Source organism: Nocardia sp. JCM 38205 (assembly GCF_058222935.1).
This window is the reverse complement of the sequence record NZ_JBYHFL010000010.1, coordinates 40,789-64,400: the sequence shown is the minus strand read 5'-3', so window position 1 is coordinate 64,400 and position 23,612 is coordinate 40,789. Positions and strand designations below refer to the sequence as shown.

Annotated in this window: 28 protein-coding genes; 15 read left to right on the top strand and 13 right to left on the bottom strand. The window is 68.8% G+C overall.

The features are described 5' to 3' along the window. Nucleotides 1–92: 92 nt before the first annotated feature. Entirely contained in the window at nt 93–1,253 is a 1,161-nt protein-coding gene (locus AC4HOU_RS26830) for a M23 family metallopeptidase (RefSeq protein WP_163811248.1), read from the bottom strand. Between AC4HOU_RS26830 and AC4HOU_RS26825 the strand changes: the two genes are divergently transcribed. The 7 genes from AC4HOU_RS26825 (at nt 1,245) to purH (ending at nt 9,029) form a co-directional block, all read left to right on the top strand. Then, on the top strand, nt 1,245–1,424 hold the full coding sequence (locus AC4HOU_RS26825) for a hypothetical protein (protein ID WP_163811250.1): 180 nt from the start codon (nt 1,245–1,247) through the stop codon (nt 1,422–1,424). The genes AC4HOU_RS26830 and AC4HOU_RS26825 overlap by 9 nt on opposite strands. Before the next feature lie 393 nt (nt 1,425–1,817). Further along, on the top strand, nt 1,818–2,984 hold the full coding sequence (gene sucC, locus AC4HOU_RS26820) for an ADP-forming succinate--CoA ligase subunit beta (RefSeq protein ID WP_163811251.1): 1,167 nt from the start codon (nt 1,818–1,820) through the stop codon (nt 2,982–2,984). A 24-nt stretch (nt 2,985–3,008) separates the two neighbouring features. Then, entirely contained in the window at nt 3,009–3,923 is a 915-nt protein-coding gene (gene sucD / locus AC4HOU_RS26815) for a succinate--CoA ligase subunit alpha (protein ID WP_036540074.1), read from the top strand. A 267-nt stretch (nt 3,924–4,190) separates the two neighbouring features. Next, nucleotides 4,191–5,189 carry a DUF5336 domain-containing protein gene (locus AC4HOU_RS26810; RefSeq protein ID WP_163811253.1) on the top strand — a complete coding sequence of 333 codons (999 nt, stop codon included), beginning with the start codon at nt 4,191–4,193 and terminating at the stop codon, nt 5,187–5,189. Between the two features lie 90 nt (nt 5,190–5,279). After that, complete coding sequence (locus tag AC4HOU_RS26805) at nt 5,280–6,764, top strand: cell division protein PerM (RefSeq protein WP_194989646.1); 1,485 nt, start codon at nt 5,280–5,282, stop codon at nt 6,762–6,764. Nucleotides 6,765–6,822: 58 nt separating this feature from the next. After that, nucleotides 6,823–7,470, top strand: coding sequence for a phosphoribosylglycinamide formyltransferase (gene purN / locus AC4HOU_RS26800; RefSeq protein ID WP_163811496.1), 648 nt, complete (start codon nt 6,823–6,825; stop codon nt 7,468–7,470). After that, nucleotides 7,467–9,029 (top strand): bifunctional phosphoribosylaminoimidazolecarboxamide formyltransferase/IMP cyclohydrolase, encoded by a 1,563-nt coding sequence (gene purH / locus AC4HOU_RS26795; protein WP_163811257.1) that lies wholly within the window; start codon nt 7,467–7,469, stop codon nt 9,027–9,029. Before purN ends, purH begins: the two co-directional genes overlap by 4 nt. Before the next feature lie 98 nt (nt 9,030–9,127). On the opposite strand, the gene AC4HOU_RS26790 is transcribed toward purH, so the two are convergent. The 5 genes from AC4HOU_RS26790 to rpmB form a co-directional block, all read right to left on the bottom strand. Next, nucleotides 9,128–9,583 (bottom strand): hypothetical protein, encoded by a 456-nt coding sequence (locus AC4HOU_RS26790; RefSeq protein ID WP_194989645.1) that lies wholly within the window; start codon nt 9,581–9,583, stop codon nt 9,128–9,130. Between the two features lie 154 nt (nt 9,584–9,737). Next, complete coding sequence (gene rpsR / locus AC4HOU_RS26785; RefSeq protein WP_036540059.1) at nt 9,738–9,992, bottom strand: 30S ribosomal protein S18; 255 nt, start codon at nt 9,990–9,992, stop codon at nt 9,738–9,740. A gap of 33 nt (nt 9,993–10,025) precedes the next feature. Next, complete coding sequence (gene rpsN / locus AC4HOU_RS26780; RefSeq protein ID WP_194989644.1) at nt 10,026–10,331, bottom strand: 30S ribosomal protein S14; 306 nt, start codon at nt 10,329–10,331, stop codon at nt 10,026–10,028. Beyond that, complete coding sequence (gene rpmG / locus AC4HOU_RS26775) at nt 10,331–10,501, bottom strand: 50S ribosomal protein L33 (protein ID WP_163811263.1); 171 nt, start codon at nt 10,499–10,501, stop codon at nt 10,331–10,333. The genes rpsN and rpmG overlap by 1 nt, the downstream gene beginning before the upstream one ends. Before the next feature lie 13 nt (nt 10,502–10,514). Then, the gene (gene rpmB, locus AC4HOU_RS26770; RefSeq protein WP_014352957.1) at nt 10,515–10,751 is read right to left on the bottom strand and encodes a 50S ribosomal protein L28; all 237 of its coding nucleotides are present in this window, start codon (nt 10,749–10,751) and stop codon (nt 10,515–10,517) included. A gap of 106 nt (nt 10,752–10,857) precedes the next feature. Between rpmB and mrf the strand changes: the two genes are divergently transcribed. The 3 genes from mrf (at nt 10,858) to rpmF (ending at nt 12,686) form a co-directional block, all read left to right on the top strand. Next, complete coding sequence (mrf, locus tag AC4HOU_RS26765; RefSeq protein WP_490725522.1) at nt 10,858–12,147, top strand: ribosome hibernation factor-recruiting GTPase MRF; 1,290 nt, start codon at nt 10,858–10,860, stop codon at nt 12,145–12,147. Nucleotides 12,148–12,226: 79 nt separating this feature from the next. Next, on the top strand, nt 12,227–12,511 hold the full coding sequence (locus AC4HOU_RS26760; RefSeq protein WP_163811267.1) for a type B 50S ribosomal protein L31: 285 nt from the start codon (nt 12,227–12,229) through the stop codon (nt 12,509–12,511). A 1-nt stretch (nt 12,512) separates the two neighbouring features. Then, nucleotides 12,513–12,686 carry a 50S ribosomal protein L32 gene (gene rpmF, locus AC4HOU_RS26755; RefSeq protein WP_163811269.1) on the top strand — a complete coding sequence of 58 codons (174 nt, stop codon included), beginning with the start codon at nt 12,513–12,515 and terminating at the stop codon, nt 12,684–12,686. A 75-nt stretch (nt 12,687–12,761) separates the two neighbouring features. Here the strand turns inward: rpmF and AC4HOU_RS26750 are convergent, their stop codons facing one another. The 7 genes from AC4HOU_RS26750 to AC4HOU_RS26720 all read right to left on the bottom strand — a co-directional run bounded on the left by AC4HOU_RS26750 (nt 12,762) and on the right by AC4HOU_RS26720 (nt 18,875). Next, nucleotides 12,762–12,986: a hypothetical protein gene (locus tag AC4HOU_RS26750; RefSeq protein WP_163811271.1), complete on the bottom strand. Its 225-nt coding sequence runs from the start codon at nt 12,984–12,986 to the stop codon at nt 12,762–12,764. Between the two features lie 511 nt (nt 12,987–13,497). After that, the gene (locus tag AC4HOU_RS26745; RefSeq protein ID WP_194989642.1) at nt 13,498–13,782 is read right to left on the bottom strand and encodes a DUF4200 domain-containing protein; all 285 of its coding nucleotides are present in this window, start codon (nt 13,780–13,782) and stop codon (nt 13,498–13,500) included. A gap of 18 nt (nt 13,783–13,800) precedes the next feature. Continuing rightward, on the bottom strand, nt 13,801–14,619 hold the full coding sequence (locus AC4HOU_RS26740) for an MHYT domain-containing protein (protein ID WP_163811275.1): 819 nt from the start codon (nt 14,617–14,619) through the stop codon (nt 13,801–13,803). Then, a complete protein-coding gene (locus AC4HOU_RS26735; RefSeq protein ID WP_014352951.1) occupies nt 14,612–15,238 on the bottom strand; it encodes a GTP-binding protein in 627 nt (208 codons plus the stop codon). Before AC4HOU_RS26735 ends, AC4HOU_RS26740 begins: the two co-directional genes overlap by 8 nt. Continuing rightward, a complete protein-coding gene (locus tag AC4HOU_RS26730; protein ID WP_036540042.1) occupies nt 15,228–15,602 on the bottom strand; it encodes a DUF742 domain-containing protein in 375 nt (124 codons plus the stop codon). The genes AC4HOU_RS26735 and AC4HOU_RS26730 overlap by 11 nt, the downstream gene beginning before the upstream one ends. A gap of 7 nt (nt 15,603–15,609) precedes the next feature. Continuing rightward, nucleotides 15,610–16,023 (bottom strand): roadblock/LC7 domain-containing protein, encoded by a 414-nt coding sequence (locus AC4HOU_RS26725; RefSeq protein WP_014352949.1) that lies wholly within the window; start codon nt 16,021–16,023, stop codon nt 15,610–15,612. Continuing rightward, nucleotides 16,020–18,875, bottom strand: a complete 2,856-nt coding sequence (locus tag AC4HOU_RS26720; RefSeq protein ID WP_195020032.1) for a sensor histidine kinase — start codon at nt 18,873–18,875, stop codon at nt 16,020–16,022. The genes AC4HOU_RS26725 and AC4HOU_RS26720 overlap by 4 nt, the downstream gene beginning before the upstream one ends. A 360-nt stretch (nt 18,876–19,235) precedes the next feature. Here AC4HOU_RS26720 and AC4HOU_RS26715 point away from each other — a divergent pair, with 360 nt between their 5' ends. The 5 genes from AC4HOU_RS26715 (at nt 19,236) to AC4HOU_RS26695 (ending at nt 23,591) form a co-directional block, all read left to right on the top strand. Beyond that, nucleotides 19,236–19,922, top strand: a complete 687-nt coding sequence (locus tag AC4HOU_RS26715) for a response regulator transcription factor (RefSeq protein ID WP_163811279.1) — start codon at nt 19,236–19,238, stop codon at nt 19,920–19,922. Nucleotides 19,923–19,934: 12 nt separating this feature from the next. Next, nucleotides 19,935–21,485: a HAMP domain-containing sensor histidine kinase gene (locus AC4HOU_RS26710; RefSeq protein WP_375139371.1), complete on the top strand. Its 1,551-nt coding sequence runs from the start codon at nt 19,935–19,937 to the stop codon at nt 21,483–21,485. Between the two features lie 107 nt (nt 21,486–21,592). Continuing rightward, a complete protein-coding gene (locus AC4HOU_RS26705) occupies nt 21,593–22,852 on the top strand; it encodes a S1C family serine protease (RefSeq protein WP_163811281.1) in 1,260 nt (419 codons plus the stop codon). Nucleotides 22,853–22,911: 59 nt separating this feature from the next. After that, nucleotides 22,912–23,406, top strand: coding sequence for a MogA/MoaB family molybdenum cofactor biosynthesis protein (locus AC4HOU_RS26700; protein WP_178127606.1), 495 nt, complete (start codon nt 22,912–22,914; stop codon nt 23,404–23,406). Further along, nucleotides 23,403–23,591 carry a hypothetical protein gene (locus AC4HOU_RS26695; RefSeq protein WP_490725521.1) on the top strand — a complete coding sequence of 63 codons (189 nt, stop codon included), beginning with the start codon at nt 23,403–23,405 and terminating at the stop codon, nt 23,589–23,591. Before AC4HOU_RS26700 ends, AC4HOU_RS26695 begins: the two co-directional genes overlap by 4 nt. Nucleotides 23,592–23,612: the final 21 nt, after the last annotated feature.

The window sequence follows — 23,612 nt, the reverse complement described above, 5'->3', positions numbered from 1 at the left end:
TGCTGCGGAAGCGTGCTCTTGCTCACCGTGGGTGTGCCACAGCGTCGCTCACGATGCGCCGAGCGGTCCTCGCGCGGTGTGAAACGCGTTGATCAGTCGCGCATCTGGCCGAGGCTGATGCCGCGGGTGGCCAGCCAGGGCAGCGGATCGACCTTGTCGGTGCCGTTGAGCCAGACCTCGAAATGCACGTGTGGACCGGTGGAGAATCCGCGGTTGCCCATGGTGGCGATCTGGTCGCCCGCGAGCACCCGCTGACCCTGCGACACGGTGGCGGTATCGATGTGGCCGTAGATGGTGACGGTGCCGTCGTCGTGCAGCAGCCGCACCCACATGCCGAATCCGGCGGCGGGGCCCGCCTCGATGACGGTGCCGTCGGCGACGGCGTAGATGGGCGTGCCGATCGGGCCCGCCACGTCGATGCCGAGATGCTGTACGCCCCAGCGGGCGCCGAAGCCGGAGGTGAAGTTGCCCGCGGCGAACCGGGCGAACAGCGGCCGCAGTTTGGCGGCTTCCTGGGCGGCCAGATCTTCGGCGTACTTCTGGCCCTTTTCCAGGATGTCGGTGAACTGGCTCAGATCGACCGGCGCGCCGACGGTGAGCACCTGCGGTGAATCGGGCGAGGTGGCCGCGGCGGCGGTCTGATCGTCCGCGTTCATCGGCGAGTGCGAGGCGATCTCGTAGATCTGGTCGGCCTCGTAATCGGCCGCCATGGTGGTCTGTTCTTCGGGGCCGGCGAAGGCGCACTGGCCCGCGGCGACGAACGCGCCCGCGGCGACAGCGGCGACCGCTGCCCGGCCCTTGAGGGCCGTGGGTGGCGCGGGTAGTCGGTGTGCGCCGCCGCTGCGCGAGCGACTCTCGCGTGCGGGGATGACCTTCGGCGCGGCCGGCTCGTCGGGTTCCTCGGCGGGCTCGTCGGCCTCGCGCCAGGTCTCGCCGCCGCCGCTCCACGCACCGCCGTCGGACCAGGTCTCGCCTTCGGTCCAGCTCTGTTCGGACCACTCCGGGGTCCAGCCGTTGTCGCTTTCGGACCAGGCGTCGCCCTCGGTCCAGGAGGCGTTGTCGTTCCAGGCGTTGTCGGCGGACCACGAGTTCCCGGCCTCGCCGGCATGCTGGGCGTTGTGCGCGCCGGGGGCGGTGTGGAAGCCGTAGCCGTGGTGCCCGCTGTGCGCGGGTGCGGCCGCTGCGCCGTCTTCGTGGCGGTATCGGTGACCCGACCGGTTGCGACTGGGGTCGAGGGTCGTGTGGTGGTTCATCGGCGAGCCCGCATCGCCATGCGGAAGGATCTCGCGCGCATGCCCGGCCCGGACGGGGGCGGCATCGACGGGTCGATCATGGAACGGCTCTCCACCGACGGAGTGCTGTGGTGCGTCAAGCTTGCCGTCCTCCTCATCACCTGGAACAACGGAGTCGTGACCGGGTTGTGATATCGACCGCAATCACGGTAACGAAACGATTGCGCGCTGCGCAAGCGGTGTGCACATTCCGGCCACACTTGTGAGATGGATCACGATATCAGCTCGATTCAACTCACGCGTTTCTGGGCACCGGAGTGAGGTTGCCTGGTCGTGACGGGTCCGTGATCCGCGGCCGGGATGCCCCGCGAGCAGGCGTCGGGTGACTCGTCAACAAGCTACTCGCGAGTAGCGTTGGCCAGCGGTTTTGCCCGTCCCGGGGGTTCGGCCGTGACCTGCGCCACTTAGGATGTACGTGGCCGATTGGCCTTCCATGTGACTGGTTAGAGTCCGACCCGACCCGCTTCCGACGTCGGGCCGCCAACAAAGACGTTGTCATAGCAACGCAGACGAGACGGTGAATACATGGATCTCTTCGAATATCAGGCGAAGGAGCTCTTCGTTAAGCACGGAGTGCCTTCGTCGGAGGGCCGCGTGACGGACACGGCCGAGGATGCCCGCGCCATCGCGCAGGAAATCGGCAAGCCGGTGATGATCAAGTCCCAGGTGAAGGTCGGCGGCCGTGGCAAGGCAGGCGGCGTGAAGTACGCGGCCACCCCGGAAGACGCCTTCACGCACGCGTCGAACATTCTCGGCCTGGACATCAAGGGCCACATCACCAAGAAGATCCTTGTCGCCGAAGCCAAGGACATCGCGGAGGAGTACTACATCTCCTTCCTGCTGGATCGTTCCAACCGCACCTACCTGGCCATGTGCTCGGTCGAGGGCGGCATGGAGATCGAAGAGGTCGCGGAGAAGACCCCCGAGCGCCTGGCCAAGGTGCCCGTCGACGCCGTCAAGGGCGTCGACCTGGCGTTCGCGCGCTCCATCGCCGAGCAGGGCCACCTGCCCGCCGAGGTGCTCGACGCCGCGGCCGTGACCATCCAGAAGCTGTGGGAGGTCTTCGTCGCCGAGGACGCCACCCTGGTCGAGGTCAACCCGCTGGTGCGCACCCCGCAGGACGAGATCCTCGCCCTCGACGGCAAGGTCACCCTGGACGAGAACGCCTCCTTCCGGCAGCCGGGCCACGCGGAGTTCGCCGACATCGACGCGACCGACCCGCTCGAGCTCAAGGCCAAGGAGAACGACCTCAACTACGTCAAGCTCGACGGCGAGGTCGGCATCATCGGCAACGGCGCCGGTCTGGTCATGTCGACCCTCGACGTGGTCGCTTACGCGGGCGAGAAGCACAACGGGGTCAAGCCGGCCAACTTCCTCGATATCGGTGGCGGCGCCTCGGCCGAGGTGATGGCCGCAGGGCTGGACGTCATCCTGAACGACGCGCAGGTCAAGAGCGTGTTCGTGAACGTCTTCGGCGGCATCACCGCGTGTGACGCGGTGGCCAACGGCATCGTCAAGGCGCTGGAGATCCTCGGCGACGAGGCGAACAAGCCGCTGGTCGTGCGGCTGGACGGCAACCGCGTGGAGGAGGGTCGCAAGATCCTCGCCGACGCCGCGCACCCGCTGGTGACGCTGGCGCAGACAATGGACGAAGGCGCCGACAAGGCCGCCGAACTGGCTGCCGCCAAATAACGACGGCCGAGTAAGGACAACAACATGTCTATCTTCCTCAACAAGGATTCCAAGGTCATCGTCCAGGGCATCACCGGCGGCGAGGGCACCAAGCACACCGCCCTGATGCTGAAGGCTGGCACCCAGATCGTCGGTGGCGTCAACGCGCGCAAGGCGGGCACCACCGTCTCGCACACCGACAAGGACGGCAACGCCGTCGAGCTGCCGGTCTTCGGTGGCGTGGCCGAGGCCATGAAGGAGACCGGCGCCGACGTCTCGATCGCGTTCGTGCCGCCGAAGTTCGCCAAGGACGCCATCATCGAGGCCATCGACGCGGAGATCCCGCTGCTGGTGGTCATCACCGAGGGCATCCCGGTGCAGGACACCGCCTACGCGTGGGCCTACAACGTGGAGAAGGGCAACAAGACCCGGATCATCGGCCCGAACTGCCCCGGCATCATCACTCCCGGCGAGGCGCTGGTCGGCATCACCCCGGCCAACATCACCGGCAAGGGCCCGATCGGTCTGGTGTCCAAGTCCGGCACGCTGACCTACCAGATGATGTACGAGCTGCGTGATTTCGGCTTCTCGACCTCCATCGGCATCGGCGGCGACCCGGTCATCGGCACCACCCATATCGACGCCATCGAGGCGTTCGAGAAGGACCCGGAGACCGAGCTGATCGTGATGATCGGCGAGATCGGCGGCGACGCCGAGGAGCGGGCCGCGGCCTACATCAAGGCCAACGTCACCAAGCCGGTCGTCGGCTACGTCGCGGGCTTCACCGCCCCCGAGGGCAAGACCATGGGCCACGCGGGCGCCATCGTCTCGGGTTCCTCGGGCACCGCCCAGGCGAAGAAGGACGCACTCGAGGCCGCGGGCGTGAAGGTCGGCAAGACGCCGTCCGAGACCGCCGCGCTGGCGCGGGAGATCCTGGAGAAGGCAAGCGTCACCGCCTGATTCGGTCAAGGGCCCGGAGGCGGTAGCGCAGCGTCACCACGTAGGGCCGAATCGGGCAAGTCGAATTCAGCCTGATTCCCGATTCCATCCGATGGGTCTTCGAAGGCCGCTTCCGGTTCGCCGGCGGCGGCCTTCGTCGTTATCCACAGGCGCCGATTCTCTCCACAGGGGAATCGCTCGGTGATGACCTCCGCGCCACAGTGCAGTAGCGTCAGGAGGGAATCAGTCGTGAACACACATGTATGACTCGACCTAGGAGACGACGACATGTCATACCCGACCGGGGGCTCCGGGTACAACGCGCCCGCGCCGACGCCCTCCGCTTCCCCCAACCCCGGCCAGTCGCCGGCCGGCGCAGGCACCGAATCCGGTGCCGCCGCCAAGGGGCTGCCGTTCTTCCTGACGATCGGCGTGGCTGCGCTGGGTGTGATCACCTTCCTCCTCGGCTTCCTGCCCTTCATGGGCCCGGATATCGAAGGCCTCGGTAGCGACGCGGATTCGCTGAACGCCTTCGTCTCCGGCTCCACCGCCCTGCTCGCGCTGGCGCTGCTCGGCGGGGCGCTCGCGGGTCTGTCGCTGCTGCCCAAGCAGAACTGGATCGGCGCCGCCGCGGCGGTGTCGGTCACCGCGTTCTTCGGCGTGCTGTTCCAGTCGTTCAGCTTCCCCGAGAGCACCAAGGCCGAGTTCGGTGTCTGGGTTCTGCTGTTCTTCGTGTTCGTCCAGGCGGCCATCGCCGTCGCGGTCCTGCTGTTCGAGGCGGGCATCATCAAACTGCCCGAACCGCGCCCGGCCGCGCAGCAGGCGCAGGCAGGCTACGGCCAGCAGCCGGGTTACGGTCAGCAGCAGTACGGCCAGCAGCAGGGTGGCTACGGCCAGCAGCAGTTCGGTCAGAGCCAGCCGGGCCAGGGCGGTTTCGGTGGCGGGCAGTACCCGTCGCAGCCGTCCTACAGCCAGCCCGGTCAGCAGCCCTCCTACGGCCAGCAGCCCGGTCAGCAGCAGTACGGTCAGCAGCAGCCGTCCTACGGTCAGCAGCCCGGTTACGGTGCGGGACAGCAGCAGTCGCCGTATGCCGGTGGCCAGCAGCAGTCGCCGTCGGAAGGCGCCACCCAGCAGTTCGGTCAGCAGCAGCAGTACGGCCAGCAGCAGTACGGTCAGCAGCAGCCGCCGCAGCAGGGCCAGCAGGGCCAGCCGTTCGGAGGCGAGCAGAACGCCGATCCGGCCGCTGATCCGACGCGGGCGTTCCGTCCCTCGGACGACAACAAGTAATCCGGCAGCCACACGGTTGTCATCGGTGCTCTCCCGGCGCCCGGCGCGCCTGCCCCGCTCGCGCCGGGAGAGCTGCCAACCTGAATCTTCATGAGCTCCCCGCGGAATTCGCTTGTCCGACGGACCGCACCGGTCCGATCCGAGCCGGAGCCGCCGGTCGATGAGCCCGGCTTTCTGTCACTCACCCCCGAACGGGCGCGGGTGTTGTCGCTCGTCGCCGCCCGCCCCGCCGCATTCGGGCTCGCGGCAATCGTCGTCGCGATGTTCGCCACCCTGCTGGCCTCCGGCAGCGGCCTTTCCGGTATTTCCGGTGCCATCGCGGGTAGTTGGCTCGCGGTGCACCAGGTTCCTGTCGTCATCGGCGCCACCACGCTCGGTGTACTACCGCTGCTGCCCACCGCACTGATGATGTGGGCGTGCGCGCGGGAATGCGCGCACGCCGTCGAAGCCGATCCCTCGCGCGCCGATCTGGCCTGGTTGATCGCGGCCGCCGCGGGTGGGCCCCTGCTGGTCACCGCGGTCTGCCTGGCCGTCACCGAGGACGCCGCCGGGGTACTGCCCATGCAGCCGCCGAATCCGCTGTCCGCCTTCGCCTGGGTGGGCGGGCTGCACCTGGTGGCCGCCGGATGCGGTATCGCCGCCGGGCTCTGGCCCGCTTCGGCCGATCGGCTGCCGTACTGGGTGGTGGCCGCCGGTTACGTCGCCGCGCACACCGTGCTGCGGATGCTCGGCGCCGCCGCGGTGGTCACCGTCGTCTCGCTGCTGGCGCACTGGTCCCGGATCGGTGACAGCTTTTCCGGCGCGGGCAATGCCGGCGGCGTCATCGGGCTGACGGTGCTCTCGCTGCTGTATCTGCCCAACGTGGTGATCGGCGCGGTGGCCGTGCTGGTCGGTGCCGGCGTCGAATTCGGTGAAGCCTCGGTGGGTGTGTTCTCGGTGGTCGGTGGCCCCGTGCCGGCGATGCCGGTGCTGGCCGCGCTGCCGACCGGTCCCGCGGCGGGCTGGTGGCCGGTGCTGCTGCTGATCCCCGCGGTCATCGGTGTGATCGGTGGTCTCGACACCGCCCGCACCTCGCCCGACCGCATCGTCGCCCCGTGGTCCACGCTCGCGGGCGCGGCGCTGGCGACGCTGGTGTTGGTGCTGCTCGGCGCGGTGGCAGGCGGTGAACTGGGCACCTTCGGCCGCATCGGCCCCGACCTGCCGATCTTCGCCGTGGTCACCTTCGTCTTCCTTGCCGTCACCGGGTACGCGGGGCTGGTCTTCGCACGCCTGTTCATCACTCCGGTCGGTAGCCCGATCCCCGGATTCGGCATCGACGATCACGACGAGGACTATCCCGACGAGTACGACGAAGACGACTACCCCGACGATGCCTACGACGAATACGACGACTACGAATTCGGCGACTACGACGACGGCCCGGAACTGACGCTGGAACTGGACGCCGAAGTCGTCGACGAGCAGCCCGCGCTCGACCACCACACCGAACGTCCGGGCGAGCCGCCCGCCGAGATCGTCGACGCCGAGGTGGTAGAGGCGGACCTGCCGGAAAGTGGCCGAACCGAGGATCGTTAGGCTCTACGGCGGTGGCAACGATCCGGCCACCGCCCGACCCGACTCCAGGAGTAGAGCGCTGACCTCCCCGGCCCCATCCGAAAAGGCCCCGGCCACCGTCGTCGTACTCGCCTCGGGCACCGGATCGCTGCTGCGCGCGCTCATCGAGGCCACCGCGACGCCGGGCTATCCCGCCCGGATCGTCGCCGTCGGTGTCGATCGGACCTGCGCCGCCACCGAGCACGCCGCCGCCGCCGGCATCCCGCATTTCCGCATCGCGCTCGCCGACTTCCCCGATCGCAGCGCCTGGGATACCGCGCTGACCGACGCGGTCGCGGCCCATGAACCCGATCTGGTGGTCTCCGCCGGTTTCATGAAGATCCTCGGCCCGATGTTCCTGAAGCGGTTCGGCGGACGCATCATCAACACCCATCCCGCGCTGCTTCCGGCCTTCCCCGGCGCCCACGGCGTCCGCGACGCGCTCGCCTACGGCGTCCGGGTCACCGGGTCGACGGTGCACCTGGTGGACGAGGGCATCGACACCGGCCCGATCCTGGCGCAGGAAGCGGTCGAGGTGCTGCCCGATGACGACGAGGCCACCCTGCACGAGCGCATCAAGGTTGTCGAGCGACGGTTGCTGGCGGAGGTTGTCGCCGCCGTCGCCACCCGAGGCATTGTCTCCGACGGACGAAAGGCAGTTATTCCAGATGAGCGAGTTTCCCGGTGAGTGAATCCAGCGACCGCAAGCCGATCAGCCGGGCGCTGGTGAGCGTCTACGACAAGACCGGGCTCGTGGAGCTCGCGACCGGCCTGCACGAGGCCGGGGTCGAACTGGTCTCGACCGGGTCGACCGCCGCCCGCATCGCCGACGCCGGAATCCCGGTGACCAAGGTCGAAGACCTCACCGGATTCCCGGAAACCCTGGACGGCCGGGTCAAGACGCTGCATCCGCGGGTGCACGCGGGCATCCTCGCCGACACCCGCAAGAGCGAGCACGTCGATCAGCTGGTCGAGCTGGGCGTGGAGGCCTTCCAGCTGGTGGTGGTGAACCTCTACCCGTTCACCGAGACCGTGGCCAGTGGCGCGTCGCCCGACGAATGTGTGGAGCAGATCGATATCGGCGGTCCGTCGATGGTGCGTGCCGCGGCCAAGAACCATCCGTCGGTGGGTGTGGTCGTCGACAGCGGCGATTACGGGAAGGTGCTCGACGCCGTGCGCGCGGGCGGTTTCACCCTCGCGGAGCGGACGGCGCTGGCGGCCAAGGCCTTCCAGCACACCGCGAACTACGATGTCGCGGTGGCCAGCTGGATGACCAGTGTGCTCGCACCCGGCACCGAACGCTTCCCGGACTGGATCGGTGGCAGCTGGGATCGTGCCGCGGTGTTGCGCTACGGCGAGAACCCGCATCAGGAAGCCGCGCTCTACACCGCCAACGACGGGGCCCCCGGCCTGGCGCAGGCGCGGCAGTTGCACGGCAAGGAGATGTCGTACAACAACTACGTCGACGCCGACGCCGCGTGGCGTGCCGCCTATGACCACACCGATCCCGCGGTGGCGATCATCAAGCATGCCAACCCCTGTGGCATCGCGTTGGGCGCCGATATCGCCGAGGCGCATCGCAAGGCGCACGCCTGCGATCCGGTGAGCGCCTACGGCGGCGTGATCGCGGCCAACCGCGAGGTCACCGTGGAGATGGCCCAGCAGGTCGCCGAGATCTTCACCGAGGTGATCGTCGCGCCGTCCTACGCCGACGGCGCGGTGGAGGTGCTGCAGCGCAAGAAGAACGTGCGCATCCTGGTGGCCGAGCCGCCTCGCCGGGCCGGTGTCGAGCTGCGGCCGATCAGCGGCGGCGCACTGCTGCAGCAGCGCGACATCCTCGACGCCGAAGGCGACGATCCCGCCAACTGGACGCTGGTGGCCGGCGAACCGGCCGACGCCGCGACCCTCGCCGATCTCGCCTTCGCCTGGCGTGCCTGCCGCGCGGTGAAGTCGAACGCCATCCTGCTCGCGCACGACGGTGCCTCCGTCGGCGTCGGCATGGGCCAGGTGAACCGGGTCGACGCGGTCGGGCTGGCCGTGCAGCGCGCCGGTGACCGCGTCAAGGGTTCGGTGGCCGCGTCGGATGCCTTCTTCCCGTTCCCCGACGGGCCGGAAGCGCTCATCCAGGCCGGTGTGCGGGCCATTGTGCATCCGGGCGGTTCGGTGCGGGATCAGGAGACCATCGACGTCGCGCGCGCGGCGGGGGTCACCGTGTATCTGACGGGCTCGCGGCACTTCGCGCACTGAGCGTGCGAGCATACGACGCCGCGTCAGGGCTCAGGCCCGGCGCGGCGTCGGTCGTTTCCAGGGTGGTCGGGGCCGCGTGGCGAGCGTTGTCGTTCGGCCTACGCCGCGCTGCGGACTTCCCGATCGCCCACCGGTGCCTGCAACGGCAGCTCCAGCGTCCCGAACACCGCGATCATCACGCACATCTTGCCCACCGCGTCGGCCCGTGTGCCCGAACGCAATTCGATGGTGACGGCCTCGTCGGTCTCGGTGACGGTGGCGTCGACGCCGTAGCACTCCGGGGCGCCGGTCTCGAAGCTGATCGCGATCCGGTTGCCTGGCAGGGCGGTCCATGAGGTGAACGGGATCGGGTGGGCGCCGACGATGGTGGGGTCGGCGGTGAACGGTTCACCGGTGGCGGCGGCCGGGTTCTCGGTAGGAGTGTTCGGCGCGGTGCTGGTCACCGAACTCGTAACCTCTTGTGCGGCACCGTCATCGGTATCGCCGCAGGCGGCGAGGGGCAAGGCGGTGACGGCAACGGCGAGCAGGGTGGCACAGCCACGGCGCAGCGACATGGGCACACCTTAACGCAGGCGCCCGCCGTGTCTGCTGCGCGTTCGCCCGGCAGACGACAAGGCCCCCGATGGCGCATCGGGGGCCTTGGTCGTGGTGGGACGTCGGTGCCGTGAGTATCGCGGTGCCGCGAGCTGGTGGACGCGGCGGCGCGGATCAGCGGCTGGTGAACGGGAGCAGCGCCATCTCCCTGGCGTTCTTGACCGCCACTGCCACCTGGCGCTGCTGTTGCGGGGTGAGGCCGGTGACGCGGCGGCTGCGGATCTTGCCGCGGTCGGAGATGAAGGTTCGCAGCAGGTTGACGTCTTTGTAGTCGACGGTCTCGATACCGGCGGCGATCAGCGGGTTCTTCTTCGGCTTGCGGGCCTGTTCGGCTCGGACCTTCTTCGACGGTGCTCGCTTGACTGCCATTAGTCGGGTTCCTTACTCACGAGATCAGGGGTTCTACCAGCTCGATTTGTGCACACCGGGCAACTCTCCCCGATGGGCCAGCTCGCGTACACGTACCCGAGAGAGCCCGAACTTCCGGAGATGTCCGCGCGGTCGTCCGTCGGCGGCGTCCCGATTGCGCAATCGTACCGGACTGGCATCGCGGGGCAGGCGCTGTAGGGCCGACTGGGCGGCGGTCCGGTCGGCGTCGGCGGTTGCCGGGTTGCGGATCAGTTCCTTGAGCTCGGCTCGCCGCGCGGCATAGCGGGCGACGATCTGCTTGCGCTGTTCGTTGCGTGCGATCTTGGATTTCTTCGCCATCAGCGTTCCTCGCGGAAGTCGACATGCTTGCGCACGACGGGGTCGTATTTGCGCAGCACCATGCGGTCGGGGTCGTTGCGCCGGTTCTTCCGGGTGACGTAGGTGTAGCCGGTGCCCGCGGTGGACTTCAGCTTGATCACCGGACGGATCTCGGTCGATTTCGATGCCATCGTGGTTCTCCGCTCAGATCTTGTCGCCGCGCGCTCGGATGCGGGCCACCACGGCCTCGATCCCGTCGCGGTCGATGGTCTTGATGCCCTTGGCCGAGACGGTGAGCGTGATGCGGCGGTCCTCGCTGGGCAGGTAGTAGGTCTTGCGCTGGATGTTCGGGTTCCAGCGGCGGTTGGTCCGTTTGTGTGAATGCGAGACGGATTTGCCGAAACCGGGCCGGCGGCCGGTGACCTGGCAGTGGGCCGACATGGCGGGCTCCCTCCAATAGGTGATGACAATCGTTTTCGACAACGACCGCTCGGCACTGTACCGTGTGGCGAGCTGTTAATGAAAACCGTTACCGAAAGGGGTTGCTGTGATTCCCGATCGCAGAACACCGGTCGTGGTGGTCGCCGGGTCCTCCGGGCGCACCACCGAGGGCGTCGACCAGGTGGCCCGTGCGTTGGGCGCCGCCCCCGGCACCGTCGTCGTCCGCCACGATCTGGCCGAACTGCGGGAGGGTATCGTCCGCCGGGCGGTGTGTGACGGCGGCCGGGAGAGCGTCGAGGTGCTCGAGCTGGCCCACGGGTGCGTCTCCTGCACGCTGCGCGCGGATCTCCTCCCGCTGCTGTGCACCCTGGCCGCCCGAGATTCGGTGACGCGTATCGTGCTCGCGCTCGACCCTGCCTTCGAAGCGGAAGCGGTATGTCACGCCATCGATGACGTCGTCGTCGCCGGTGTGATCGGACGGGTGGACGGCCCCGCGCGCCGTGACGTGCGCATCGAGGCCGTGCTGACCTGCGCCGATGCGCGGGTCTGGCTGGCGGACGCCACCGGCGAGGAGACCCTCGCGGAATGTGGCCTCGCCACCGCCGACGACGACCGCACGGTGGCGCAGGTGGCCGTCGGCCAGGTCGATTTCGCCGACGCGCTGATCGTGACCGGCGCCGACCAGGTCGACGCGCTGGACCGGGAACGGCTGGGCGCCGTCCTCACCCGGCTCGTCCCACAGGCCCCGGTGCACTGGTGCGCGGCCGAGGCGATCGGCCCGGCCGAGGTGGAGGCGCTGCTCATGCGGATCCCGGCGGACTCGCGGCGCGGCCGGATCTTCGACGCCCACGCGCCGCTGCTGCGCGGTCAGCCACCGCTGGGTACCGAGCACGGGGTGACGCTGGTCGAATTCGCCGCCGGCCGCCCGTTCCATCCCGCACGTCTGCACGAGGCACTGGACGTGTTGTTCGAGGGTGTGGTCACCGCGCGCGGCCGGCTGTGGCTGGCCACCCAGCCGGACGAGGTGGTGTGGCTGGAATCGGCCGGTGGCGGTTTGCGGGTCGGCGGCGCCGGCCGCTGGCTGGCCGCGATGACGCCGGACGAGCTCGCCGAGGCCGACCCGGACCGCCGGGCCATGTCCGCGCTGCGCTGGGACGACCGCTTCGGCGACCGCGATGTCTCACTGGTGATCCTGGTGCACGACGCCGACCCGGCCGATATCCGGCAGGCCCTGCACTGGGCGCTGGTCGAGGACGACGAATTGCGGTTGGTGGAGCGCGCACCCGAGCGGGTGGCGCAGTGGGACGACCCGTTCGGCGAGTGGCATGCCGACCCGTGCGAATCCTCCGAGTCGACCGGGCTACCCATCGTGGGCGATCAGCGCGGCGCCGAGTGAACCGCGGGCCCGATTCCCGAATCCGGTCGCGCCGTGAGCTTCCCGCGGCACCTCGACCGCACGACAGAAAGGACGATTGATGAAGGCAGGGATACATCCGGACTACCACCCGGTGGTGTTCGAGGATTCGAGCACCGGCAAACAGTTTCTGACCAGGTCCACCGCGAGCAGCGACCGGACCGTGGTCTGGACCGACGGGCAGACCTACCCCTTGCTGGTGGTCGATGTCACCGCGGATTCGCACCCGTTCTGGACGGGTGCGCACCGGGTGCTCGACACTCAGGGCCGGGTGGAGAAGTTCGAGCGGAAGTACGGCAAGCGGGCGCGCGGCGCACAGCCCCAGCCCGGACGAGGGGAGGGCTGACATGGCGGTTCCGAAGCGCAGGATGTCGCGGTCCAACACCCGCAGCCGTCGCTCGAACTGGAAGGCGACACCGCCGGACCTCGTGCCGGTGACGGTCGGTGGTGTCGTGCATCGGGTTCCGCGCCGAATTGTCCAAGCGGTGCGGCGCGGGCTGATCGACCCGGAACGGATCTGAGGGATCCGTTCGCCCGCAGTGCACAGGGCGGCGTCGCGCAATCGCGACGCCGCCCCGCGCATCTCATCGGCGTGATCAGCCCTCTTGTTCTTTGAGCCGAACCAGAGCGGCGGCGAGCTGGAAGAACTTGTTGTTGCCCAGATCCGCGATGGTCTTGATCTTCAGGGCGTCCAGCAGCTGCTTGTCGTGAGCCTCGGTGAGGCCGGCGAGCGCCGACGGGGGCGCGGCGAGGATTTCCGCGAGCGACTTGTTCTCGTACTCCTTGTCGAGCACCTTGTCGAGCACAACGTTGACGGCCATACGAAACTCCTTCGGACGAACCTGCATGTGCGTTGCGACGATAGCGCGCGGGATGGCGTCAGGGGGTCTGAACTCGAGAGGAAGTCGGCTACCGGCGCGCCACTATTTCCCGGCCGTTCACCCGGCGTGCGCTCTTGGAGTCCGCCGGTCGATGGCAATCGACTGGTTATCGTTGCTGGTGAGGCGACTTGGCGATACAGTCGAAGGGTCGATTGCGAGCAGATTGCCAACTCTCGAATTTCGTACTGAGAGTTGGTTTTTGGCCTGAGTAAAAGTCCTGCCGCACTGATGATTTCGGGATAGCCCGCCGGTACCCTCGTTCGAGAGGGCGGGTTCTCCCGAAAGGGAGAACCCGCTCATCGCCAAGTCTCTCCGGCCCTCGCCGAAACGAACTCACTCACCGCACTTCTCGCGCCGTGCCGTGTCGATTCCCCACCGCGATGCAGCCGAGGAGTCGACGGCTATCAGCGACCGGCGGGAAACCGGGACCGGCGCGTATGGAACGCGAGGATCACCGGTCCTCCGGAGCGGCGGAGCCGCCGTCCGAATCCGCGACCCCCGCCGCAGAATCCGCCGCGCCCCCACACGGCAGCCCCAGCACAGCGCTGACCCGGCCGAGCACCTCGCCGAGCAACGCCGCGGGCAACGTCAACAGCCACCACAGCGACGGCCCGGCCAACTGCTCGACCCGCTGCACCAGCTCGGCGACCGTCGCCTCCAAGTCGCTGATCTCGGTGCGCAATTCCCCGACCTGCGCCCGCAACTCACGCAGCAACGCCTCCTGCTCGGCCGTCACCGGAACCCCGCCCAGGCCTCAGTGCGCCGGCTCGAGCACCGGGCGCGGCGTCGGATCCACCGCCGCCAGCTCCCGCCGATCCGGCGCCACCAGCACCGCGGTGATCGGCAATGCCAACGCCAGCGAACCCAGCACGAACATCGGGAAGACGAAGTCGAACAACTGCATCCCCGCCGGGGATTCGGCGGCATCGTCGAGGGTGAACCCGAGCGCCGCCACACCGGTGTAATACACGCCTGCCACACCGGCAGCGAACAAGACGATGGTGCCGATCCGCGCCGCGAGCACCTGCATCGACTGGAACACCCACAGGCATCCCGTCGCGACGATCACCGCGATCAGCGCGGCCACCACCAGCAGCCACACCGTCAGCTCGACCGAACCCTGCACATCCACCGAGGACAACTGAAGGTACTGCATCAGCCCGGCGCCGAGCCCCATCACCAGCCCGCCGGTCAACAGCCGCGGCAACCGCAGCTCACGCCCGACGATCACCAGCCCCGCGAACACCGCGATGACGATCACCGCCAGCGAAACACCCAGCGTGGCCGCGTCATAACGCAGCACCGACCCAGGTACCGCCACCCCGAGCAGCGGCACCGCCGTCGCCAGCCAGATACCAACCCCACCGATCGAGATCGCCGCCGCGCCCAGCCAGACCGGACGGAACCGGGCCGAACGCCTGCCGTGCACCACACACGCGAGGCCCACCAGCGCGCCGAGCGCGGACACCCCTAGTGACAGCCCGATGAGCCAGTAGCCCATGGCGAACCACTCCATATCGGCGTCCGCCCCGGCCGCGAGCAGACCCGTCGCCGAAGCCAGCGTGTCAGCCATGCCTGGCGGCCCCTTCCAGTTCCATGGCCTGCAACTCCGAGATCGCGTACTCGGTCACCGCGGCCAGTGCCTGCCGCACCTCGACGGCATTGCGGGCATCGATATCCACGATCGGCACGCCGGGCCGCACCGACAACGCCTCGCGCAGTTCCGCGATCGGGAAGCGCGGCGCGTCCGGGAACCGGTTGACCGCGATCAGGAAGGGCAGCTTGCGCGCCTCGAAGAAGTCGACCGCCGCGAAACTGTCCTCCAGCCTGCGGGTATCGATGAGCACGACGGCGCCGATGGCGCCGCGGATCAGGTCGTCCCACATGAACCAGAAACGCCGCTGGCCGGGCGTGCCGAACAGGTAGAGCACCAGATTGCCCGGCAGGATGATCCGGCCGAAATCCATGGCGACGGTGGTCGTCTCCTTCTCCGGAGTATCGGCGAGATCGTCGATACCGTCGGAGAACCGGGTGACCATCGCCTCGGTGCGCAGCGGAACGATCTCCGAGACCGCACCGACGAAAGTGGTCTTGCCCGCACCGAAACCACCGGCGACGACGATCTTGGTCGACGCGGTGCGATTGTCGGTGTCCTCGGGCGCGGAGCCCCGATCCGGTCTCCTATAAGGCACGGAGTCCACGCAATGTCCTCTCCATCAGGGAACGGCGTTCGTCATAGCTCGCCTGTTCGGTCAGAGTCGAATGCACTCGCAGGTTCCCGTCCACGACGAGATCGCCGATAACGACCCGGACCATACCGAGCGGACGATCCAGGTGTGCGGCGATTTCGGCAACTGAGAGCAGGTGCGCACCGAGACGCAGGATCTCGATGCGGATATCACCGGAGGGCCAATCACCGCGCGGGGTATAGGAGATGGTCTCGATGACCGCCTCCAGCGGCAGGTCCACCGCGGGCTCGGTGCGCCCCGACGTCAGGGCATAGGGTCTGACGCGAGTGGTCGGCCGGTTGTACGGCCCGGAGCCGAATGAGGACATGGATCACTCAGACGGCAGTGCGGGCGGTGGCGGAAACCACCGAGCCCACTCGATCGACCAGCAGCGCCATCTCGTAGCCGATGCGGCCGATATCGTGCGACTTGTTCGCCAGCACCGCCAGATGCGAGCCGTTGCCGACGCTCATCACCAGCAGATAGCCGCGCTGCATCTCCACGATCGACTGCATCACCTTGCCGCCGTCGAAAAGCTGTGCGGCACCGGTGGACAGGCTCGCCAGGCCGGCGGTCACCGCGGCCAGCTGTTCGGCGCGGTCGGCGGGCAGATGCGGGCTGGTGGCCTGCAACAGGCCGTCCGCCGACACCAGGACCGCGTGGGAGACACCGGGTACGTCCCGGGTGAACCGGGCCACCAGCCAATTCAGGTTCTCGTCCGTGGTGCTGTTCGGGTTCGGGTTGGTCATGCAAGCCCTCCGTCGTTGTGCTGCGCTTCGGCCCGCCCGCTGCGGACCCCACTGAGATGCCTGGTCAGGTTGTTCCGGATCTCCTCCGGGTCACGAGCGCCCGCTTCTTCCGCCGGGGCCAGGCCACCCGGCACCAACTGCGCACCCGGCCTGCGGATCGGCAGGCCGCCGACGGTCCGGCCGCTGGTGGTCGGCTTCGCGGCATCCTCGGCCGCCGTCCAGCCCGCGTCCGCGGGGGAGGACCAGGTGCCGCTCGACGGCTGCGCGGTGGCGGGCTCGACCAGCCACTCCGACACCATGCGCTGATAGATCGGGGTCGGCGAATCGCCACCCACCGGCTGCAGGCGCGTCGAGGTCGTGGTCGTCACCGCGGATTCGGCGGTGACGGTGACGGTCTCGGGCTGCTGCTGCGCCGGCTGTGGTGCGGGCGCCTGCTGTGGCTCGTCGCGCACCGCGGCCGGGCGCCGGATCGGCAGACCGGAGCCGGCGGTGGTGGCCCGCGGTTGCGGCTCCGGGGTCTCGGTCTGCGGCGCCGGGGCCGCGGTCTGCGGCGCCATGGTCTCCGCCTGCGCGGTCACGATCGGGTGCTCGGTGGTCTCGGCCCACAGGCCCGTCGGCTCTTCCTCCGGTTCGGCGGAGACGATCCGGTTCGGGCCGGTCGCGGCGTCGCCCGGATGCGGCTCCGGCGTCGGCGGTCCGAACGGCGCATGGCCGGAACGGTCCTCGGCACCCGAACGCTGCGCGCCGGAATCGGTGCGCGCGCTCGCCGGAACCGAGACGGACGGCTGCTCCGGCGGCTCCGCCACCCGGATGGACGGGCGACGCTGCGGCAGGCCGTTACTCGTGGTGCCCCACGACGACAGCGGCACCGGCTCCGATTCGGGTGCGGGGGAGGGAGCTTCCGGCAGGCTCGGCACCGACACCAGGGTGCGCTGCGGCGGCGTACCCGGCGGCAGCGCCGCGAACGGATCGGTCGGCGGCTTGCCGTCGGCGTCGTCCATCGCCGGTGCGACGAGAGCGCCGGGCAGATGCACGCTCGCGGTGATACCGGGCTGCTGGGCCATGGTCGAGGTGCGGCGCAGGCTGACAGTGATGTTGTGCCGCTTGGCCAGCCGGCCCACCACGAACAGGCCCATCCGGCGGGCGGTTTCGATGGTGACCTCACCACCGGAGGCGAGGCGCTCATTGGTGGCCTGGAGGTCTTCGGCCGACATGCCGAGGCCGCGGTCGGTGATCTCGATGAGGTAGCCGCCGTCGACCGCGCGCGCGACCGTCACCGCGACCGGCGTCGTCGGCGGCGAGTAGCGCAGCGCGTTGTCGATGAGCTCGGCGAGCAGATGCTCGATGTCGACCGCTGGCTCACCGGCGACGACTCCCTCGGGCACGGTGCCGATCTCGACCCGCTGATAGTCCTCGACCTGCGAGACCGCACTCCACAGCATGTCCGACAGCGGCACCGGCTGCAGCTGGCCGCGGCGCAACGCCGTACCGGCCAGCACCAGCAGGTTGTCGCCGTTGCGGCGCATGCGGGTGGCGAGGTGGTCGAGGCGGAACAGGCTCTGCAACCGTTCGCTGTTGTCCTCGTCGTGTTCCAGATCCTCGATCAGCGCCAGCTGCTGTTCCACCAGCGACTGGCTGCGCCGCGACAGGGTCTCGAACATGTTGCCGATCTGCACCCGCAGGCGGGCCTGCTCGGCGGCGAGATTGAGCGCCTGTTCGTGCATTTCGTCGACGGCCCTGGCCAGCTGGCCGATCTCGTCGGTGGTGTGCACGGCGACCGGGGTGATCTTCGGGGTGGTGCCACCGGCACGCACCACCGACAGCTCGTCGGGCAGCTTGACGTGCGCGACCTCGAGCGCGTCGCGACGCAGCCTGCGCACCGGGACCACCAGGGTCCGCGCGACGGCGAGCGCCAGCGCCAGGCCGGCCAGCAGCACCGCCATCACGATCGTGGTTTCGCGCAGGGCGCTGTTCTGCGCGGTGGTGGTGCGGTCGAGCAGCGCGGCGTCGATGATGTCGGTCAGCTGCGCGGTGGTGGCGTCATAGGTGTCGGCACTGACCTGCAGCGAGTCGAGCACCGCCGGATTGCTCGCCGGGTCGGCGGTGTTCTGGCTGAAGGTCGCCAGACGCGTTTGCACCGCGTCGAGCAGCGGCCGCATGTTGCCGGCCAGCTCCGGCAGAATCTGGCCGTACTGATAGATCATGGTCAGCTCGGCACCGGCGGAGGTGAGCACCCGTGCCCGCATGCTCGGGTTGCGGGCGGCATCGGGCGAGCTGATCAGCATGCGCTGCTCGGTGAGCACGCGGCGGGCGGTCTGAATCGTGGTCAGCTGGAGAAAGTATCGCTGGATGACGAGGTCTTCCACCGAGGGTGAGAGCGCGAGCGCGTTACCGATGCGCATGCCGATCTCGTCGGCCTGATCCCCGACCATGGCCGGTGATCCGCTGCGCAGGCTGTTGCGCATGGTGGTGCCGATGGCGACCGCCGAGGACAGCTCGGCGGTCACCTTGCCGCTGACCCCGGTGTCCTGGAGCGCGGTTTCCATATCCGCCAAGGCCTGATCGAAACGGGTCAGCGCGGCGTCGGTGCGCGGGTCGGCGGGGTTGCCCCAGCTCGACGTCGCGGTCACCGCCAGATGTTCGGTGGCGGTGCCGAATCTCACGATGGGCCGGATGATGATGGCCTGTTCGGTGGCGGCGTCCAACTGGTCCATGGTCTGGAGCTCGTTGTTGATCCGCAGTACCGCGAACGCGGTGGCCAGTACCACCGGCAGCACGAGCACGATGCCGACCTTGCGGGTAACCGACCAGTTGGGCAGGCTGAATTGCCAGGGTCGCGGTGCAGCTTCCATCCGCTTGTGTCGCCTCCGCATCACGAGTGACCCCGGCCGTGCGTGGGGAGTTCTGGATTCGATGTGAACCGCGCCAGAACCAACCTGAGGTCTTCTTTTTACCGCAGGGAACATACCCCGCAGAGGGAGCATCGGCAATCTGGACGTTCCCCACGTTAAACCTCGAATATGGCCGAGCAGAACAAGATTCGCGAACGAATGATCGCGTGCGAGAGCCGCGGCCGTGCAATCCGGTAAATGTGCAGGTCAAGATCACTTATCGGACAGCGGGCAAACATTTCGGTCGCGGAACGCGCTGGTGGCGGCGTGTCGGAGCAGCCCTCTCAGTCCGCTCTCAGTCGATGCGGTCAAACTGGTGACATGCGCATTCTGGTAGTCGACGACGATCGCGCCGTCCGGGAATCGCTGCGGCGGTCGCTGACCTTCAACGGCTACACCGTCGACCTCGCGGTCGACGGTGTCGACGCATTGGACAAAGTCACCGCGCAGCGACCGGACGCGCTCGTCCTCGATGTGATGATGCCGCGCCTGGACGGCCTCGAGGTCTGCCGCCGTTTGCGCAGCACCGGCGACGATCTGCCGATTCTGGTTTTGACCGCACGGGATTCGGTTTCCGAACGGGTCGCCGGTCTCGACGCGGGCGCCGACGACTATTTGCCGAAACCATTCGCGCTCGAAGAATTGCTCGCGCGGTTGCGCGCGCTGCTGCGCCGCCGGACCAGCGATCCGGGCGAGACGTCGGAAACGATGCGGTTCGCCGATCTGTCGCTGGATCCCGTCACCCGTGAAGTGCTGCGCGGAACCCGTTCGATCAGCCTCACCCGCACCGAGTTCTCACTGCTGGAAATGCTGATGGCGAATCCGCGCCGGGTGCTGACTCGCGGCCGGATTCTCGAGGAGGTGTGGGGCTACGACTTCCCCACCTCGGGCAATGCCCTCGAGGTCTACATCGGCTACCTGCGGCGTAAGACCGAGGCCGAGGGCGAACCGCGATTGATCCACACCGTGCGCGGTGTCGGCTACGTACTACGGGAGACGCCGCCGTAGGCGGGCGCGGACATGGCACGTTCAGCTTCCAAACGGCCGGGAAAATCCGGCACCGCCGCTGGTGTGGCGCCGCTGGGGCAGCCCCGTCGCGGTGCCGAGCCGGCGCCCATGCGCCCGCCGACGCCGCTGACCCGCACGGTCTCGCTGCGCTGGCGGGTGACGCTGCTGGCCGCCTCGGTGGTGGCCATCGCCGTCGCGGTCACCTCCATCGCCGCCTACGCCATGGTCGCGCGGGCGCTCTACGGTGACGTCGACGCCCAGTTGCGCGCCAGGGCCGCGACCATGATCAGTGGCGATATCGACAGCATGGCCTTCCAATCGCTCGGCGTGGCGACGCTGTTCTCCAACAACATCGGCGTCGGCCTGATCTACCCGTTCTCGGTGTCCTCGCCGACCGCGCCGGAGGGCGAGCGTCCACCCGACAGCCTCCCGGTCTACATCCCGCCGCAGCCGACCAAGCCGCCCATCGGCACCGAGGAGATCGCGGTCGCCAAGGGCGAACACACGTCCTCGCTGCGCACCTTCAACAATCAGCGGGTGCTGGCCCGGCGCATGGATTCGGGTGTCACGCTGGTGATCTCCCAGCGCCTCGAGCCGACCCGTGAGGTGCTCGACCGGCTGGCGTGGCTGCTGTTCGTGGTCGGCGGGTGCGGCGTGCTGCTGGCCGCGGCGGCGGGTACCGCGGTCGGGCGCACCGGATTGCGGCCCATCGCCCGGCTCACCGCGGCCACCGAGCGGGTGGCCCGCACCGATGATCTGACGCCGATCCCGGTCACCGGTGACGACGAGCTGGCCCGGCTCACCGAGAGTTTCAACACGATGCTGCGTGCCCTGGCCGAATCCCGCGACCGGCAGCGCAGGCTGGTCGCCGACGCGGGCCACGAGTTGCGTACCCCGCTGACGTCGCTGCGCACCAACATGGAATTGCTGATCGCGGCGGGCAGGCCCGGCGCACCGCGGATTCCGGACGAGGACATGGCCGAACTGCGCGCCGATGTGGTCGCCCAGATCGAAGAGCTGTCCACCCTCGTCGGCGACCTGGTCGATCTGGCTCGGGAAGACGCGCCGGAAACCGTCTACGAGCGTGTCGATCTCGGCGAGGTCGCCGAGCGTGCACTCGAACGCGCACGTCGCCGCCGCGGCTCCATCGAGTTCGTCGCGGCGCTGCGGCCGTGGTTCGTCTACGGCCACGAGGCCGGGTTGGAACGAGCCATCCTCAACGTGCTCGACAATGCCGCGAAATGGAGTCCGGCCGGCGCGCAGGTGCGGGTCAGCATGGCCGAGGTGGGGCGCGGGCTGCTCGAACTCTCGGTCGACGACGCCGGTCCAGGCATCCCGCCCGCCGAACGCGAGCTGGTGTTCGAGCGGTTCTACCGGACCACCGCCTCGCGTTCGATGCCGGGCTCGGGCCTCGGGCTCGCGATTGTGAAACAAGTCGTGACAAAACACGGCGGCACCATCACGATCGATACGTCCGAACGCGGCGGCGCGCTGATCCGCATCGTGTTGCCCGGTGAGGCGGGCGCGCCCGCGGCGGCCGCCGAGGACGAGGCGGATCGATAGGTCGATCGGGCCGTTCGATCCGCAGCGAACTTCAAGCACGGTCTCAGTCCGCTCTCAGCAGTCGGCGTCACGCTGGATGGCACGACGTGAGAAAGAAACGAGTAACCATGACCGAGGATTTCACCGATCGACCGCACGGCCCGCATCCCGGGGCCGTGCCGCCGCCGGGTTACCACTCGGCGCCAGGTCCGCAGGGCCCTCCGTTCGGCCACGCCCCCGTTCCCGAGCCGCAGCCCGCCCCCAAGCGTCCGGTCCGCACCGGCCTGGTCGCGGGCGCGGTCGCGCTGGCATTGGTCAGCGGCGGCGTCGGTGGCGCGGTCGGCGCGCTGGTCGCGGGCGACGACGGCGCCGCGACCACTGTCACCAACGCCCTCGACGCACCGAAACCCAATATCGATAACGCCTCCACCGCGCCCGCCGGCTCCACCCAGGCGGTGGCCCAGCGCGTGCTGCCGAGCGTGGTGATGATCAAGGTCGCGAGCAACCGCGCACAGGGCGAGGGCTCGGGAGTCATCCTGTCGTCGGATGGACTGATCCTGACCAACAACCACGTCGCCGCGGGCGGCGGTCCCGGCGCGAAGATGGAGGTCTCCTTCGCCGACGGCAGCACCGCGTCCGCGACCATGGTCGGCGCCGATCCGGTGTCCGATCTCGCCGTCATCAAGGTCGAGGGTAAGACGGGCCTGACCCCGATCGAACTCGGCAGCTCGGCCGGCCTCCAGGTCGGTCAGCCCGTCATCGCGATCGGCTCGCCCCTCGGCCTCGCCGGCACCGTCACCACCGGCATCGTCTCGGCGTTGAACCGGCCGGTCTCCACCTCCGGTCAGCCGAGCGCCGACCCGGCCACGCCCAACCCCGTCATCGACGCCATCCAGACCGACGCCGCGATCAATCCGGGTAATTCCGGCGGTGCGCTGGTCGACGCCAACGGCAAGCTGATCGGCATCAACACCGCGATCGCCACCCTCGGCGGCTCCGACCTCGGCGGCCAGCAGAGCGGCTCGATCGGGCTCGGTTTCGCCATCCCGGTCGATCAGGCCCGCCGGGTCGCCGAAGAACTGATCGAGACCGGCCACGCCACCTATGCCCAGATCGGCATCACGGTGCCGCGTAACGACACGGTGCGCGGAGCGCGGGTGCTCGAGGTGACCCCCGACGGTCCCGCCGCCAAGGCCGGTATCCCGGCCGGAGTGGTGATCACCCGGATGAACGACCGCACCATCGACTCCGGCGACGCCTTGGTCGCCGCCGTCCGTTCCAGCCGACCAGGAGACAAGGTGAGCGTGACATATACCGATGAGCAGGGCGGAAACGCCAAGACGGTCGAGGTGACCCTCGACGCGGTGTCGACCGGGGGAGTGCGGTGATGCAGGTGCTGCACGGGGGATGGGAGCCGATGCTCGGCGGTGACGCTACGGTGAGCACCATGGACATCGATGGTTCCGTGGCAGGACGCGCACTGGTCGTGGTCGTCGACGACCGCACCGCGCACGGTGGTGTGGATTCGCTGGGCCCGCTGGTCACCGAATTGCTCACCGAAGCGGGCTTTCTCGTCGACGCGTCGGTGACGGTGCAGGCCGATGAGGTGGAGATCCGTAACGCGCTCAACACCGCGGTGATCGGCGGCGTCGACCTGGTCATCTCGGTCGGCGGCACGGGCATGTCGCCGCGCGATGTCACGCCGGAGGCCACCTCCCAGGTGCTCGACCGTGAGCTGCCCGGTATCAGCGAGGCCCTGCGTTCCTCTGGCCGGGTCGCCGGTTCCCTCGACGCGGGTCTCTCGCGCGGCCTGGCCGGTATCTCCGGCAGCACCCTTGTGGTGAACCTGCCCGGTACTCGTTCGGCCATCCGCGATGGCATGGCGACCCTCGGCCCGCTCGCCAGCCGGGTGATCGGTGAACTGTCCGGATTGGACGAATGAGTTCTTCCGACGATCGCAGCGACGTCCCCCGTCCGGTCCGCCGGCCGGGGGACGCCGCGCGTCTGGCGCGCATCTTCGGTGAGGTGCTCCCGGAGACCACCGGCGACGAACGCGGCGACGACCGCGACACGCCGTCGAGCATCGACGACTGGTTGCGGTCGCAGGTTCCGCCGCATCACGGCTGAGTTCTTCCGCGTTCCAGCTAC